14 protein-coding genes are annotated in these 15441 nt (G+C 45.5%); 2 read left to right on the forward strand and 12 right to left on the reverse strand.

The window, feature by feature from the left end:
• Positions 1-77: 77 nt before the first annotated feature.
• Positions 78-677, reverse strand: a complete 600-nt coding sequence (locus HGO97_RS19310) for a recombinase family protein (protein ID WP_216244513.1) — start codon at positions 675-677, stop codon at positions 78-80.
• 186 nt (positions 678-863) lie between these two features.
• Positions 864-1478, reverse strand: coding sequence for a histidine phosphatase family protein (locus HGO97_RS19315; protein WP_216244514.1), 615 nt, complete (start codon positions 1476-1478; stop codon positions 864-866).
• A gap of 211 nt (positions 1479-1689) precedes the next feature.
• Here HGO97_RS19315 and HGO97_RS19320 point away from each other — a divergent pair, with 211 nt between their 5' ends.
• Positions 1690-2169 (forward strand): S-ribosylhomocysteine lyase, encoded by a 480-nt coding sequence (locus tag HGO97_RS19320; RefSeq protein WP_216244515.1) that lies wholly within the window; start codon positions 1690-1692, stop codon positions 2167-2169.
• A 127-nt stretch (positions 2170-2296) separates the two neighbouring features.
• On the opposite strand, the gene HGO97_RS19325 is transcribed toward HGO97_RS19320, so the two are convergent.
• From HGO97_RS19325 to HGO97_RS19335, 3 genes are read right to left on the reverse strand one after another with little or no spacing between them, the layout of a single operon-like run.
• Positions 2297-2908 (reverse strand): DUF5662 family protein, encoded by a 612-nt coding sequence (locus HGO97_RS19325; RefSeq protein ID WP_246597602.1) that lies wholly within the window; start codon positions 2906-2908, stop codon positions 2297-2299.
• The gene (locus HGO97_RS19330; RefSeq protein ID WP_216244516.1) at positions 2905-4668 is read right to left on the reverse strand and encodes an alpha-amylase family glycosyl hydrolase; all 1764 of its coding nucleotides are present in this window, start codon (positions 4666-4668) and stop codon (positions 2905-2907) included. The genes HGO97_RS19325 and HGO97_RS19330 overlap by 4 nt, the downstream gene beginning before the upstream one ends.
• 23 nt (positions 4669-4691) lie before the next feature.
• Positions 4692-5696: a sugar ABC transporter substrate-binding protein gene (locus HGO97_RS19335; RefSeq protein ID WP_216244517.1), complete on the reverse strand. Its 1005-nt coding sequence runs from the start codon at positions 5694-5696 to the stop codon at positions 4692-4694.
• Between the two features lie 259 nt (positions 5697-5955).
• Here HGO97_RS19335 and HGO97_RS19340 point away from each other — a divergent pair, with 259 nt between their 5' ends.
• Positions 5956-6267 carry a DUF1292 domain-containing protein gene (locus tag HGO97_RS19340; protein ID WP_216244518.1) on the forward strand — a complete coding sequence of 104 codons (312 nt, stop codon included), beginning with the start codon at positions 5956-5958 and terminating at the stop codon, positions 6265-6267.
• Here the strand turns inward: HGO97_RS19340 and HGO97_RS19345 are convergent.
• From HGO97_RS19345 to HGO97_RS19375, 7 genes are all read right to left on the reverse strand, one after another.
• Positions 6253-8082 carry an ATP-dependent helicase gene (locus HGO97_RS19345; protein ID WP_216244519.1) on the reverse strand — a complete coding sequence of 610 codons (1830 nt, stop codon included), beginning with the start codon at positions 8080-8082 and terminating at the stop codon, positions 6253-6255. The genes HGO97_RS19340 and HGO97_RS19345 overlap by 15 nt on opposite strands.
• An 81-nt stretch (positions 8083-8163) precedes the next feature.
• Entirely contained in the window at positions 8164-9618 is a 1455-nt protein-coding gene (gene gltX / locus HGO97_RS19350; protein WP_216244520.1) for a glutamate--tRNA ligase, read from the reverse strand.
• 29 nt (positions 9619-9647) lie between these two features.
• The gene (locus HGO97_RS19355) at positions 9648-10397 is read right to left on the reverse strand and encodes an SIR2 family NAD-dependent protein deacylase (protein WP_216244521.1); all 750 of its coding nucleotides are present in this window, start codon (positions 10395-10397) and stop codon (positions 9648-9650) included.
• Between the two features lie 111 nt (positions 10398-10508).
• On the reverse strand, positions 10509-10943 hold the full coding sequence (locus HGO97_RS19360) for a threonine/serine exporter family protein (protein ID WP_216244522.1): 435 nt from the start codon (positions 10941-10943) through the stop codon (positions 10509-10511).
• Positions 10940-11716 carry a threonine/serine exporter family protein gene (locus HGO97_RS19365; RefSeq protein WP_246597603.1) on the reverse strand — a complete coding sequence of 259 codons (777 nt, stop codon included), beginning with the start codon at positions 11714-11716 and terminating at the stop codon, positions 10940-10942. The genes HGO97_RS19360 and HGO97_RS19365 overlap by 4 nt, the downstream gene beginning before the upstream one ends.
• A gap of 214 nt (positions 11717-11930) precedes the next feature.
• Positions 11931-13232, reverse strand: a complete 1302-nt coding sequence (locus HGO97_RS19370) for a hypothetical protein (RefSeq protein ID WP_216244523.1) — start codon at positions 13230-13232, stop codon at positions 11931-11933.
• 131 nt (positions 13233-13363) lie between these two features.
• The gene (locus HGO97_RS19375; protein WP_246597605.1) at positions 13364-15343 is read right to left on the reverse strand and encodes a DUF2207 family protein; all 1980 of its coding nucleotides are present in this window, start codon (positions 15341-15343) and stop codon (positions 13364-13366) included.
• Positions 15344-15441: the final 98 nt, after the last annotated feature.

Here is a 15441-nt window from a genome sequence, read left to right on the forward strand (position 1 = left end):
AATGCATCCAACTAATATTATATTATCAATAATGCAGAATAAAGTCTACCTTTTTCTACATTATTTCTACCATATTTTTACATTTCTTCCCTCTGGATGCACCACTTTTTAAATGTTTTAAAATCCACATTCAGCCTCCTGGATGCTTCTCTTGCACTGATTTCCTTCCGTTTCCACTGTCCGTACACTAATTCAAAAGTTTTGGGTATTTTCAGGCACCGTCTCCCGAAATGGACCCCTCTTGCCTTCGCCACAGCAATTCCCTCTGCCTGTCTTTGGCGGATACTCTCCCGTTCACTCTGAGCGACAAAGGATAAAAGCTGCAATACAATATCCGCAATCAGCGTCCCTACCAAGTCCTTTCCCTTCCGTGTGTCCAAAAGCGGCATGTCCAACACTACAATATCAGCACCGATTTCCTTCGTTATGTACCTCCACTGTTCTATGATATCCTCATAGTTCCTGCCCAAGCGGTCAATTGACTTCACATACAGAACATCATCCCTCTTTAGATTCTTAAGAAGTCTTTTATACTGCGGCCTGTCAAAATCTTTTCCAGATATCTTTTCCACGTAAAGATTTTTATCCGGTATCTTCAAAGGCTCCATCGCCACCAATTGTCGTTCTACATTCTGGTCTTTCGAAGATACCCTCACATAACCAAAGCTTTTGTGCATTCCTTTCCCTCCTTTTACGACACTACTATTATCGCACATTTGTACGGAAGTACTGTCTGGTATATTTTACCAGTTTTCGATTAGAAAGGCAAAGTGAAAGTAAATGAAGTCATTAGAATGAATATGATAACTGCTAATTCTAAAAAAGACGCTTTGGATAAACACAGCTCCTCCAAAGCGTCCTTTCTAATAAAAAATCTTTCCTTCTACGAGTATCTCAGGCTTCCCATCAATCACCTGCACCTCTGTGACGGAACAATTTTTCGGTACTCCCATTTCCCAGAAATCTGCAAGCTCTTTCTTGTTCTTGATACAATTCAGCATAGCGGTCAGCGCTGCTCCGTGCGTAGAAATCAGGATATTTTTATCCTGCAGCTCTTCCTTTTTATACACTTCCTCCAGAAAACTTTGCACGCGTGCTTCTACTTCCTGAATAGATTCACCGCCCTCCGGCACCTGATAGTTGGCGGTATCCGTAAAAAGCTTGTTAAATTCATCGCTGCCTGGTTCTTTGTTCTCCCCTCTGCAGCACATCCCTTCACAGACTCCAAATCCCATCTCCTGAATCCTTGGCTCATCATAAATAGAAATATCCCTGCCTGCAAGAATAATTTCTGCAGTCTGCCGTGCACGAATCAAGGGACTTGTATATGCAACACTGAAATCTACCTCTCTTAACCCCAAAGCGGTCTGTTCTGCCAGATATCTCCCATATTCATTTAGCGGAATATCCGAATGCCCCTGGACCTTTCTTAATTTGTTCCATGGAGTCTCCCCATGACGGACCAGATACAATTTCATGATAAATGCCTCCTGCTCTTTCCCTTTTTATGTCATATCGATTCAAAATACCTTATTTAGTATAAACACTCCCATCTTCCCAGTCAATGCCTATCCCCGCTTTTCTGATATATTTCCATCTCTCCTTACATGCAGATTCCCGCTTGTCAGGAGTCCCAACTGCCGCTATAATAATCTGTAGTATCAAAGAAAATCTCAAGGAGGAATCTATATGAAAAAAATAACAAGCTTCACCATAGATCATATCAAACTGGTACCCGGGCTTTATGTCTCAAGAAAGGACTCTGTCAACGACTATCCTGTGACGACTTTTGACATCCGCATGACCAACCCAAACGAAGAGCCTGTCATGAATACCGCAGAGGTCCACACACTAGAACATTTAGGTGCGACCTTTTTAAGGAACCATGCGGACTATAAAGAGAAGGTCCTTTACTTCGGTCCTATGGGCTGCCGCACAGGCTTTTATCTGCTTCTCTCCGGGGACTATGAATCCGCAGATATCGTTCCCCTTATGCGTGAAATGTTTAGCTTCATCGCTTCCTTTGAAGGTGAGGTCCCGGGAGCATCTGCAAAGGACTGTGGAAATTACCTGGACATGAATCTTCCGATGGCAAAATACCAGGCTAAAAAATACTTAAACGAGGTATTGATCGACATTCAGGATACGCAGATGTATTACCCTGGGTAATCCTAAGACCCCCTGAAATCCATACCCAGATAAATAAAGGGCAGATGCTGTGGTCTCGTTCCTGCGATTCTTCAGCATCTGCCCTTTATTTTCAATCTATGAATATCTGTCCGTCCTCACATGTTCTTCATGCATGACTGCTCTGTTCATCCCGGATCTTCGCGTCCGTTGTTGTCTCGATTCCTTCCACAGAAGCCTTTTTGTTCTTATCCCTTCTTAGAATATCATGCCGTACATACCGAAAGGTCTCTTCCTCTCCCTTTTCTGCCAGCATCCTTAAAAGCTTCTCCAAAAGTTCCTCCGTCTCCGGGTGCATCAGGTACTGCCCCTTGCCTCCCAGAAAGTAAGCCAACGGATCCGTATCCCGATACGCAGCACCTTTATAGATCTTACTTGCAGCAATCCGGTCCAGAAACATCTCCACCACATAACGAACAGGCATCTTCATCCCTGTCATGGCTGCATCCTTGTTGTCCCCATAATCAATCCAGTATTCGTAATGGTGCTTATTACGTCCTTTATGATGGAGCCAGGCAAGAGAACACCCTGTCTTCTCACGCTCCGCATTATTAGGGCTCCTGTCGCCCTGGTAGTATTTGCATCCCACCCTGAATTCGGTCCAGCTGTACTTAGAAAGATCATGAAGAAGTCCCTGTTTATATAAACCGACCTGGAAGCATTCCTTCATCACTAAAATCTTATGTCTGGTTATCGTACAAAAATGCTGTACTGCTTTCATTTCCTTTTATATCCTTCCTCTTTCCTATTTCCCTGTCCGCATTTTACTTCTTCTTTCGTCTCCCTGCCGAGCAGAAGCACAATACTCCTTGGTGCTAGTTCCATCATCTTCTGGTCCTCAAGAAGCTTCTCCTCCTCTAAAACCCCTTCCTGAGTTCCCATGGCCTGATACCACCTCTTTCTTTTTCCAAGTGTCGGAAGTGCGAATGCATGTGTTTCCCAATGCATATTATAGGCGATAAAACAATCCTGGTCTCCCAATCCATTCCCGCTGTACAGGATTCCTAACTGGCGGCTTGCGATTTCTGCCGGGATTCGCCAGGCATTTTCTCCGTGGTAAGACACATCCGGCGTTCCGCATGCCGTCTGATCCAGTCCTGACAAAAGGTCAGAACGATGAAGGACCGGATGGGAGCTGCGAAGAGCGATCAGCGCCTTTACATATTTAAACAAAGCCTCCTGATTTTTAAGCTTATTCCAGTTCAGCCAGGAAAGCTCATTATCCTGACAGTAGACATTGTTATTCCCACTCTGGGTATTGCCGAACTCATCCCCTGCCAAAAGGCACGGTGTCCCCTGTGCCAGGAGCAAAAGGAAAAAGGCATTCCTGACCTGATTTCTTCTAAGCTGTGTCACCGTCTTCTTCCTGCTCGGCCCTTCCACTCCACAATTCCAACTATAGTTATAGTCCGGCCCATCCTGATTGTTCTCTCCATTGGCCTCATTATGCTTACCGTCATAGGATACAAGATCAGCCAGAGTGAATCCTGTGTGCGTCGTAATATAATTACAGCACCCATCCTCGTTCGTATTATGGCGCAGTGCCCAGATCACGTCATTGACCATCCCCTCATCACCTTTTAAGAAACGGCGCATGACATTCTGAAAACCATCTTCCTTTTTCATGATCTTAACGCCTTTTAAGAGTGGATCTCTGGTCAACATCTCCCACGGGACATTGTATGGATTCACGACAAAACCATCGATGTGGTATTCCAGCATATAATACCGGAGGCATTCAAGCGCCATTTGCGGCAGGATTCCTGCTGCAAACGGGGTCTCAAGTACTACCTCGATTCCTGCACTGTGGCAGGCCCTGACCATCTCCTTTAATTCGCATGCCGCACATCCTGATGCACTGTAGGCCGCCTTCGGTGCAAAATAAAGGCCTCTGCCGTATCCCCAGTAGTTCTGATAGTTCCCGTGATACTCCTCAAATTCATAGACGGGCATGCATTGAATCTGGTTGATGCCCAGCTCTTTTAGATAAGGAATCTTTTCCACGATCCCCAGAAATGTTCCTTTGTGCTTCACTTTTGAGGAGCTGTGCATCGTAAATCCCCGGACATGCAGGCTGTAGGCAATCACCTCATGGTAGGGAATCAAAAGACGCTGATCGTCTTCCCAGTCAAAATCCCCGATACTGACTTTCCCACGTAAATGGCCATCCGAAAGCTTCTCTTTCTGTCCAAAGATATGGTGTCCCGCCAGCTCCTTCACGTAAGGATCAATCCATGGCTTCCCATCCACCTGATAAAGATATTCATATTCTCCGGCATCTAGTCCTTCCAGAGCAAGAAAACGCACCTCTCCCACGGCTTTTTCTGCCGGTAGGTCAAAAACGTGTTCTGGTTCCTCCATACCACTCCTGTACAGCATAAGCTGGCAGGGCTTTCCTTCCGGTACTGCTGCTGCAAAATTCATTCTGTCTTTTCCGATCGTCACTCCCAGTGGATGTGGATATCCCTGCACTTCTCTCATACCCCTAAGTTCCTTTCTTCCTTTTACTGCCAGCCGTCAGTTCCATACATCTCTACATTTTCCTTATTAATGAAAAATGTCTCTTCGTATGTCTCCTTCTCATAACTATCGCCTTCCAGAATGGCAATCCCTATCTCGACCGCCTTTTTCCCGATATTGATCGGGGACTGCGCACCGGTTCCCTCCATCGACGTTCCTGGCTTAGACAATTCGCTCTTCACACCCGGTGAACCGTCCACACCGTATACAAGGATTTCTTTTCTCCCAGCCTCCTCGATTGCTTTGACTGCTCCCAGTGCAATCTGATCATTACCACACATCACCGCATCAATCTGCGGATTCTTAGCCAAAATCTTCTTCATCTCTTCCTGTGCTGTCTCCATCTTCCCTTTCACATCGGCCCTGGCAAGGACTTCAAATCCAGAATTGGCGATGGCACCCTCAAATCCGGTGATTCTTTCATTGATCGAATTCATGGAAGGGCATTCCAATATGACGATCTTTCCACCATCTGGACGCTGCTTCACCAAATCCTCCCCGCACAATGCTCCTGCATTCTTATTGTCAGAACCAATATAAGCTGCGACCAGGTCTGTTTCTTTGACCTGTGTGTCTATATTGATCACAGGAATATTCGCCTCCTTTAAGGCCTCCAATGCCGGTGTGATCTGTTCCCAGTCTACCGGACAGAGAAATACTGCATCCACGCCCTCATCGATCATCTCCTGAATCTGTTGGTTCTGAAGCGCAGCATCAGAGCCTGGATCCTTGGTGATCAGATGGAATTCTTTTTCTTTTAAGGAAGTCTCAATGGACTTCTGCAAGGTATCAAAATAAGGATTTCCCATATCGATACAGCTATAACCAAATGTATAGCCGTCGTACGCATCTGGATCTTCTTCCTCTGTGTCATCCTCTGTTTCCTGTACTGCATTATCTTCAGGCGTACCTACATTTTTCTTGCAGCCTGCAAGCATCACTGATGCCAGTAATGCCGCAAAGAGTACGCTTAGTATCCTTTTTTTCATATGGTATCCTCCTAATTCAAATTAAAACTAAATCCCGTCTCTTCCATTCTACCTTGTTTCGCTTCAATGTCAATAGTTGGTTACTGTTTCCTTGGCAGACTAAAAGGCGAAAGCAATTACTTACGGTCTTTGTTTTCCCCTTGCTTTTTGGCCGTCTTTTTGTTAGAGTTAATATATACCGGCAGAAGATAAAACTACGTTTTCTGCAAAGGTCCGCTGCTTTAACCGCAGAATAAGCCGACAATAAAGGAGATCATTTATGAACGAGAACGAATCACTTACCGTAACACTGACACTGGATAACGACGAGGAATTGGAATGTGCCGTACTCACCATCTACGAAGTGGATGGACAGCAGTATATCGCGCTGCTTCCGCTGGATGAAGAAGGCAGCAATGATGATGGACAAGTCTTCCTCTACCGTTTCTCCGAGAGTGTTCCGGGAGAACCAGAACTGGAGAACATCGAGGATGATGACGAATACGAGCGTGCAGCCGACAAGTTCGACGAATGGCTCGATACCCAGGAATTTGAAGACCTGGATCTGGATGACGACTCAGACGAGGAATAATTCATCCACAAAGCGGGAAGGAGAAGTCTCCTTTCCGTTTTTATTTTTTACGTAAATGATCTTTAATACTTCCTTCGCCCTTGTCATTGCCACATAAAAGAGGCGCCGTTCTTCCTCCACGCCCTGCTCTTTAAGTGCCTTCTTATAAGGAACCTGCCCCTCATTTGCTTCTATAATATAGACAGTGTCAAACTCAAGCCCCTTTGCCGCATGCATTGTCATCAAACGAACCCCGTCGCGGATTTCCTCCCTCTTCTTTTCACGCAGCTTTAGTGCATTCGTGTACTCCTCCACATGAGTGAACCACTCTTCCAGTGTTGCAAACGGTCGTGACGCCTCCTCCAGCTCCGCCAGCACCTCAAAAAGATCATTTATCTTGACTTTCCGTTCTTTTGCATACTCCCTTAAAAAGTCATCGTAGCCGATTCGTTTCCGCAGATACTGGATTGCAGCATAAGGGGCCATCTTCACCAGCATTTTCAGGTCCCATTCAAATTGATCCACACGATCTAACATCCAGTCTTTATCACAATAGAACCGTCTGAGGTCTTCAAAAGCGACCGTCTTCCCCGACAGGCTGTCCCTTCCGATATAACGCTTGGGACGGTTCATGATCTGCAGAAATTCCTGACGCTCCCTGCTTCCCAGAGCCATTTTAAAATACGTACGGATATCCTTTGCGATAAAATGATTATAAACATTGGGCATATGTTCCCGCATTTGGAACGGAATTTTTCGTTCCATCATCCCTTCCACTAGCGGCCTTGCATCTGTATGAATCCGAAAGAGCACTGCAATATCCTCTGGTTTTCCTCCGGCTTCTATCCTGGATTGTATCTCATCCAGGACATACTCTGCCTCCTCCACAGGATCCCGTACCTCCTGCACATGCAGGCTTGCACCGCGTTCTTTATTCGCATGGATGGCTTTTTCAAAACGCAGCTCATTATTGGCGATGACCTTTAATGCATTCTCCACAATATTCGAGGTCGAACGATAATTAATATCCAAAAGAATCTGCTTTGCATCCGGAAAATCCTTTTGGAATTGAAACATCAGCTTTGCATCTGCCCCACGAAAACCATAGATCGACTGATCATCATCCCCCACTGCAAAGAGATTATTCTGGGGAGCTGCAAGCATCTTGATGACATCATACTGTACTTGATTGATATCCTGAAATTCATCGATCAGAATGTATTGAAACTTTTCCTGCCACATTCTCAGGATATCCTCTCTTGACTGAAACAATTCACAACAGAGTACAAGCATATCATCAAAATCAATTTTTCGTACACGTTTTCTTTCATTCTCATATTCCCGGTAAATATTACAAAATGCTGCCGGATCACATTTCACAGATCTGTATTCTTCGATATCCAGTCTGTTGTTCTTAATCTTTCCTATCTCGGTTGCAATCTCCTGCAGGAAGTCCTCCTCATCAAAAATTTCAATCTCCTGATGATTCACGACATGTCTGATCAACTGGTATTTTTCTTCCTCGGATAAAATATTCTGCGGTCCGAAACGGTATGCCCATTTTAAGATACCGTAATAGATACCATGGAATGTTCCCACAGTTACGGGCAGACTTTTGTTCCCCATCAACTGGATAAACCGGTTCTTCATCTCTGCCGCCGCATACTTCGTAAAAGTAATGACCAGAATCTCTTCTGGCCGTACCTTTAACTCTTCTATCAGATATTTCATTCGATTCACGATTGTCAGGGTCTTACCGGAACCGGGACCCGCCAGCACAAGACATGGACCTTTCCCATGGGTGACTGCTTCTGTCTGGGCTTTGCTGAAACTCATATCTTCCTCTTTCCTTCTAAAAAACCTGCCGGGTGCAGTGGAAACTCCCTGCACCCGGACAGATTGAACCTTCGTACGGTCTTAACTCAATTTTTCAATCGCTGCTTTGATTCTCTTTAAAGATTCTTCTTTTCCAAGAACCTCCATAAGCTCTGTAGCACCACCCGGAGTATTCTGCTTGCCGGATACTGCTGTTCTGATCGGCCACATCACATATCCAATCTTGACGCCCTTCTCTGTCACATATCCCTTTAAGGTCTCAAACAGTGCATCATTGCTGTAATCCTCCTGCACCTCTAACAGCGGAAGAACCTCTGTCAGTACTTCCAGAGAAGTCTGTGCATTTGTCTTCATCTTCTTATGTGTATACATCTGGATGTCATATTCAGGCACTTCCTCAAAGAAATCGATCTGCTCCTTGATATCCGGCAGAATCTCGATTCTGGTCTTAATCATTCCAGCAATCTTTTTGAGGTCATAATCCTTTGTCAGGATCTCTTTCATGTACGGCTCTGCCATCTCATAAAATCTGTCAAAATCCATTGCCTTTAAATATTCGCCGTTCATCCATTTTAACTTCACGGTATCAAATACAGCCGGAGACTTGCTCATATGACGATAGTCGAACGCCTCCACCAGTTCTTCCAAAGAGAAAATCTCCCTCGTATCCGCCGGGCTCCATCCCAGAAGTGCAACAAAGTTCACCACAGCCTCCGATACAAAGCCCTGATCGATCAAGTCCTCATAGGAGGAATGGCCGCATCGTTTACTCAGCTTCTTATGATTCTCATCCGTAATTAACGGACAGTGTACATATACTGGCACGTCCCATCCAAATGCTTCATAAAGACGGTTATACTTTGGTGCAGAGGAAAGATACTCATTCCCTCTGACTACGTGCGTGATCTCCATCAGGTGGTCATCGATTACATTAGCAAAGTTATAAGTCGGGAATCCGTCTGACTTGATCAGAATCATGTCATCGAGTTCTGCATTCGGAACAGTAATATCTCCATAAATCTCATCGTGGAAGGTCGTCGTTCCCTCATTCGGTACATTCAGGCGGATGACCCATGGCTTCCCTGCCTTTAAATTCTCCTCGACCTCTTCTTTGGAAAGTCCGAGACAGTGCTTGTCATACACGACAATGTCTGTTCCATCCTCGGATACGGAGGTCTTTAAGGACTCCAGTCTTTCTTTATCACAGAAACAATAATACGCATCGCCCTGCTCAACGAGCTGCTTCGCATACTTTAAATACAGGCCGGATGCATTCCTTTCACTCTGTACGTATGGACCATAGCCGGCATCCTTATCTGGTCCTTCATCGTGGATCAGCCCTGTCTTTTCCAAGGTCCTGTAAATGATATCAAGTGCGCCCTCTACAAAACGCTCCTGATCTGTGTCCTCCACACGCAGGATGAAATCTCCTCCTTCATGCTTTGCGATCAGATATGCATACAATGCTGTCCTTAAGTTTCCTACATGCATCCTCCCTGTCGGGCTTGGTGCGAATCTTGTTCTTACTTTACTCATGTTCTCTTCTCCACTTTCTGTTTCTTATTTTATTTTAATTTTGTCTGATATTCCTTCACCAGTTTTTCCAGTACATCATCTACTCTGCCATAGATCACCACATCGGCCAGTTTATCAGAATAATGCTCTTTATTTGTAATGAGAATCAGCTTATCTCCGGTATAATATGGAAGGAGCCGATAACACAGAGCTGCATGAAGCCCGGTTCCTAGGACCAGAAGGACATCTGCCTTGCGAATCTCTTCCGCTGCCCTGGTCATCACCCCATTATCCACCATCTCCCCATACAGGCAGATGCCCGGACGGATTGGCGTCTTACATTTCTCGCACAGTGGAACTCCCTTTGACGTCTTTACATAATCCAAAGAATATTCTCTTCCACAATGGGGGCAGAAATTGTGATATACGGAGCCATGCAGATTCACTGCATGTGTGCATCCGGCCCTTTCTAACAGACCGAAGATCCTCTTACTGACCTCGCATTGTACCAGGCCGTACTCCTCCAACTTCTGTAAATTCAGATACCCTTTTCCCGGAGGAATCTCCGTCTGCGCAAGAATCTCCTTCTTATAGAAATCGAAGAAAAGTTCTTTCCGTGTGGCATAAAAGGTGCTGCTTAGAATCTCTTCAGCAGAGTATCCATATTTCTGTTCAATGTCATAGGCTTCTTCTCCATCCCTTAACCCGGAATATCCATTCTCGTGAAGCATCTCAATCCCACTCATGGCTACCGTATACTTGCTATCTTCTAACATTTGTATGATATTACTGCTCAGCATACCCATCCCGCCTTTCTCATTTCCATCAAACAATTGCCGCAGGTTCTTTTCCTACCTTTATTATAAAGCAAGACCTGCAATTGTTCAACAAACAAAAGCGTGTGATTATAGCTATGACTCCGTCTTTTTTATACGCACTTTGAAGATGGAATCCATGATAAAAATAGCCAGTGCGATCACTCCTGCAACTTCGAGTGTCTGGACCAGATAATAACTGCTTCGCTCACTGTCATTTGCAATCAAGTAGTATACGATTCTGTACATTCCCGCTCCCGGCACAGTCGGCAGAATTCCCGCAATCAAGAAAATAGTCACAGGTGCCTTAAAAATCCTCGCGAACGTATGAGACATCAACGCAATCGCAAGCGCAGAGAGAAACGATGCCATTACTACGTCTTGCCCCATCTGGATGCTGAGCAAGTACACAAAACCCCCGATTCCGCCTACAATTCCATCATGAAGTACATATTTACGCGGAGTTTCCAGGATAATCGCGAATGCCGATACCGCGGCAAAACAGCCCAATACGCCTAGAACAAACATCATGCCAGACCACCTCCCGGAAAGAATACACCCATCAGTGCCATTCCAGTACCTACTCCTAAGGCTACGGCAGCGGCAATCAGAAATGCCTCCAAAATTCTGGCGGCTCCCGAGATATAATCTCCCAGCAGTGTGTCTCGGACTGCATTAGTGATTGCTACCCCCGGAACCAAAGGCATGATTGAGCTCATCGTGATAATATTATCATCCACCATAGGCAGCACCTGTTTTAATAAAATAGCTGACACGGCAACTGCAAATGAAGAAAGCAATGTCTGAATGAACCCGCTGATCTGCAGTTTCTTGCCAGCAGTCATAACAAGTGCCAATACTCCACCTGTAACAATCGCTGCAGCCATTTCTATCAGACCGCCTCCAAATAACGGAGCAAATCCCGACGATACCATGATGACCGCCAGATTGAACAGCCAGACACGATACTGCTTGGGACCAATTTTTTGCAACCTCTCATATGCCTCTTCCAAAGGCAGGTCACCAGCGCAGTATCTCCGGGAAATCTCATTCACTTCCATAATACTATTCAGATTCGTCCCCCGCTCCTGGACCCGTTTTGTAGCAGTAATCGGTTCCATATCAGGATTCCCGAGAGTTGCCACGATTCCGGTCATCATCACGCTCACCTCTACGGTCTGGGCATGGGTCGTATTCAGAATGTGATTCATCGTATCTTCTACCCGGTATGTCTCCGCACCGCTGCACAGCATTAATTCTCCTGCCAATATGGCAGTGTTCATTACAAGTTTATAATCTATCATTGTATGTCCTGCCTTTTTAGTCATTCAGAGAGTTCAATCTCGATAAAAATCGTCCCTCCCTTTCTTCCAAACACCTAGACATTCTAACACAAATTTCTGCCTTGTGGAACCCCTGACTTTCTCTTAAGATTACTCTGATGATTACTTGTTATTGTTCACTCGCAAGCTTGGCACTTGCTGTCAAGCTATGCGCCAAAACTGACAGAAGGATAGATTACTTTCTTATCACGACATCGAATCCTGCAAAAGCCTCCTCATACTGTGTCAGATAATCGGATGGTGCGAAGATGACCAGGCCGTTACCACTTCCTCCACCAAACACTGCACTTCCAATCTCGATTGGTCCACATGCTCTCATCTCAAGTTTTCCTAACCCTGTATTCATAAGTGAATAATCGGCAAGCCTGGTCACACTCCCCGGCATATTATAGACTCCGATCCTTCCTGCAGGAAATGCTAAAAGAGTGGTCACACCTTTATCGAACAGCACACCCTCCATACAGGAATAACTGGGATTGCCTTCATCTACCCAGATCCCGAACAGATTCGGCATACCAGAAAATGCACCTTCTTCAATATAAGTAATATTTGTAGGAACGTGGATCTCCATAATCTCCGACTCAATGCCTGCGAATGCACTGCTTAAGATTCCAATACATCCCTCGGCGGGCAGTTCCAGATACCCATCTATGAGTACCTCCTCCACTGACGAAAATCCATAGATCATTCCCTCTTCATTTATTAGAACGCCTGGCGGTGATGGAACTGCATCCCCTTCCTCCGACGGTGAATCCGGTACTGTCGGCTCATTTGGCGTATCTGGAATATCTGGTTCCTCTGGAACCACAGAACCATCCGGGATATCCGGATTGTCCGGTGTATCTGAAATATCTGGATAATCTGGCACATCCGGTATATCAGGAATCACAGGATGATTCGGAACATCGGGAGTATCCGGTGCGACCGGTTGGTCTGGAACACTTGGCACTATCGAATGGTTCGGTCCTGTCGAATGTTCTGGTGTAACAGGCGGCATATCCTGTCCCACTGTGCCAGACATCCCGCCATTTTCTGTCATATCTATGACTGCCTGACTTATTCCCGAGCCAGCTATTCCGCCTTCTTCCGGGATTTCTGCTGTTATTTCTGTTCCTGTATAGGAATCAAATAAACTGTCCACCCACTCTGTATATCTGCCTGAACTTGGCGGCATAAGCAAAGCGGACGTCTTATGACCCTCCTGTTTCAATTTTTCTAAACTCTCATTCAGACTTCTCCTCGGAAGCTTGATCGCTCCCAAACTGCTGACTGATAATTCTGAAAAAATATTGCCTTCACGCATTCTATCATTTTCTTCCACTGCACTTTCATTTACTGCCGCTATTTCTTCTCCATCCATGGATGGCATCTCACATGCTGTACCAAGGATACAAACGGCAGCCAAAGTCTTATAGACCGCCCTTGCAAATCTTCTCTTATTCCTTTCGATTTCGAAATCATCTGCACAATATTCCATTTTAATCACCTGTATTTTCTATAATTTTCCAATAAACACCCACGATTATAGATTTTACAAAAGAAAAAGGAATCCTGCAACCGATTTTGCAACATTCCTTTACATTTTCTTAAAATGGACAGTTCTTCGTCCTACCAGCTTCCGCCGCCTCCGCCGCCAAAGCCGCCGCCGGAAAATCCTCCGCCTCCGCCGAAGCTTCCACCTGAGAATCCACCTGATCCTGTACTGACAGAACCTGACGGGCGTGTGACTGCCAGCGTCGATGCGGTCTTATTCAACCCGCTTACCATCAAGCGGTTAAACATATAATAGTCGAAGAATGTATAACTGTGATAAGGTGCATACCATTGCGGTGCCGGCAGGGCCAGACTCTTCAGCTTTTCTGCAAAAACATCAGACAGCCCAAATACATAGGCATAAGGAATGATATGATAAAACCACTGTGGGTCTGTCTTCCCCAGTTCATTCATACGTTCCAGCTCTGCAGTCTCTATAAAGTCCCGTAATCCTGCAATCCTACCCATCCACTCGATGCACTTCGTGGTACGGCGTTTCATGAATCCGGCCATCACGACCATCGCACCAGTCATCAGAAGGAGGAGCACCAGAATCCAGGTGAAATCAAATATTTCCCGCTGACGGACCCGCACTACATAGCTCCCTGTGTAAACGGCCATTGACAAAAAGCAAACACCTAATGTAACGGCCGCTGTTCCCTTTCTGGAAGCTGCACCTTTGGCATACCAATCATCTATATTGATACAGAAAACAAGTGCCCCGATCAGCAGCACTCCCCATAAAAGCAACTGCACTACTCCTCTGACCAGAGTCGTATACGTATAAATTCCCGTCACAATGATGAACCAGACCATAGGAAGCGTACATAAGCCTGTGGAAATCCAACGCGAAATCTTGGAAGACCGCGTATACAGCATATCTTTCCCCTGCGTATGAAAGAAATCTTTAAGCTGTGTCTTGGCAACATCAAGTGTGCCGGCGAACTTATACTGAAGATCCTTAATCTTGCGCTCGTCTCCTTTTTCAAACAGCTTATTAAAAATCGTATGCTGGTAATTCGGAGAATTTGGCGGCAGACTGTTCAGCTTATACAGACATAATTCATGGTCAGCCAGTTCTTCGATTCGAAGATATCCCTTATCTGCCCAGTAAATAATCAGGGAAAGCATATCCTTGTCCTGTGCCTTTCCGTCAATGATATAACCAACTGCAGCACTGTCCAGTCCTTCCGGCGGCTGGTACTGAATGGACGGAATCATCTGCTCATCCTTTCCGAACAGGAAGAATAGGAGCAGAATCAGCAAGAAAATCACGACTCCTGGTACAAGCAGCAGCCATGTAAGAAAGTCCAGGCGGCCGTCATTTGTAAAATATCCTGCTTGCATCGGAACTCGGAATGTAATTCCCTCTCCAAGCTTTAAATCTGATTTCAAGATTCCGGTCATCGTATTCCCTGACCAGGAGATTTTTAAGACCTCCCGTGCATCCCTGTCTTCTCCATAACTTCCATAGTAAAAGCGAAGGTCATTTCGGTTGAACTCCTTAGGAAATGTAACGGAAAACCGACTGCCCTCTGGAATCGGGTTCTGCCATTGCCCCGGCAGGACATTATACACGGCATCGTTGTACCCCTTTTCCTGCACTTTTGGGGTAAAGGTATAACTGATCTGATACTCTTTCGGACCATACAGATAAGAATTCTCCGAACCGATCTTAAGAACTTTACTTCCATTCGTCGAATCTATGGTATATCCCTCACTGACCTTAATATCTGTCAACTTTGCATAGTACGGAACCGCCTTGCTCCCGCCGTCCTTTGCAGCCGTATAGACCAGACCTTTATATGGAATATGACGGTAAATCCCATGGCGCGACTCCAAAAAATCCACTCCGATGTGTTCCGTCACCTCATAAGCCCGGTCTTCCCTTACCACAATGTCTGTATTGAAATAATCGGTCCGCATATTAGGATCATTCTGAAGCTCCGTCTGGGAAGCTCCCAAAGATTCTACGAACCCGGCACCATACGTCACGACCAGCCATATCAAAATCCAGATCAGCATAGGAATGGCCTTGTTACTGTATCTTTTCATAAGCATATCTCCCTGTCTCTCTGTCTGAAACTACCCTCTTTTCCTTTTCTCTGTCAAAAGAGATGGAAAAGCGGATCTGTACAATCCGCTTTACGATC

It is taken from the genome of Faecalicatena faecalis, assembly GCF_012524165.2.
Classification (GTDB): Bacteria; Bacillota; Clostridia; order Lachnospirales; family Lachnospiraceae; genus Faecalicatena_A; species Faecalicatena_A faecalis.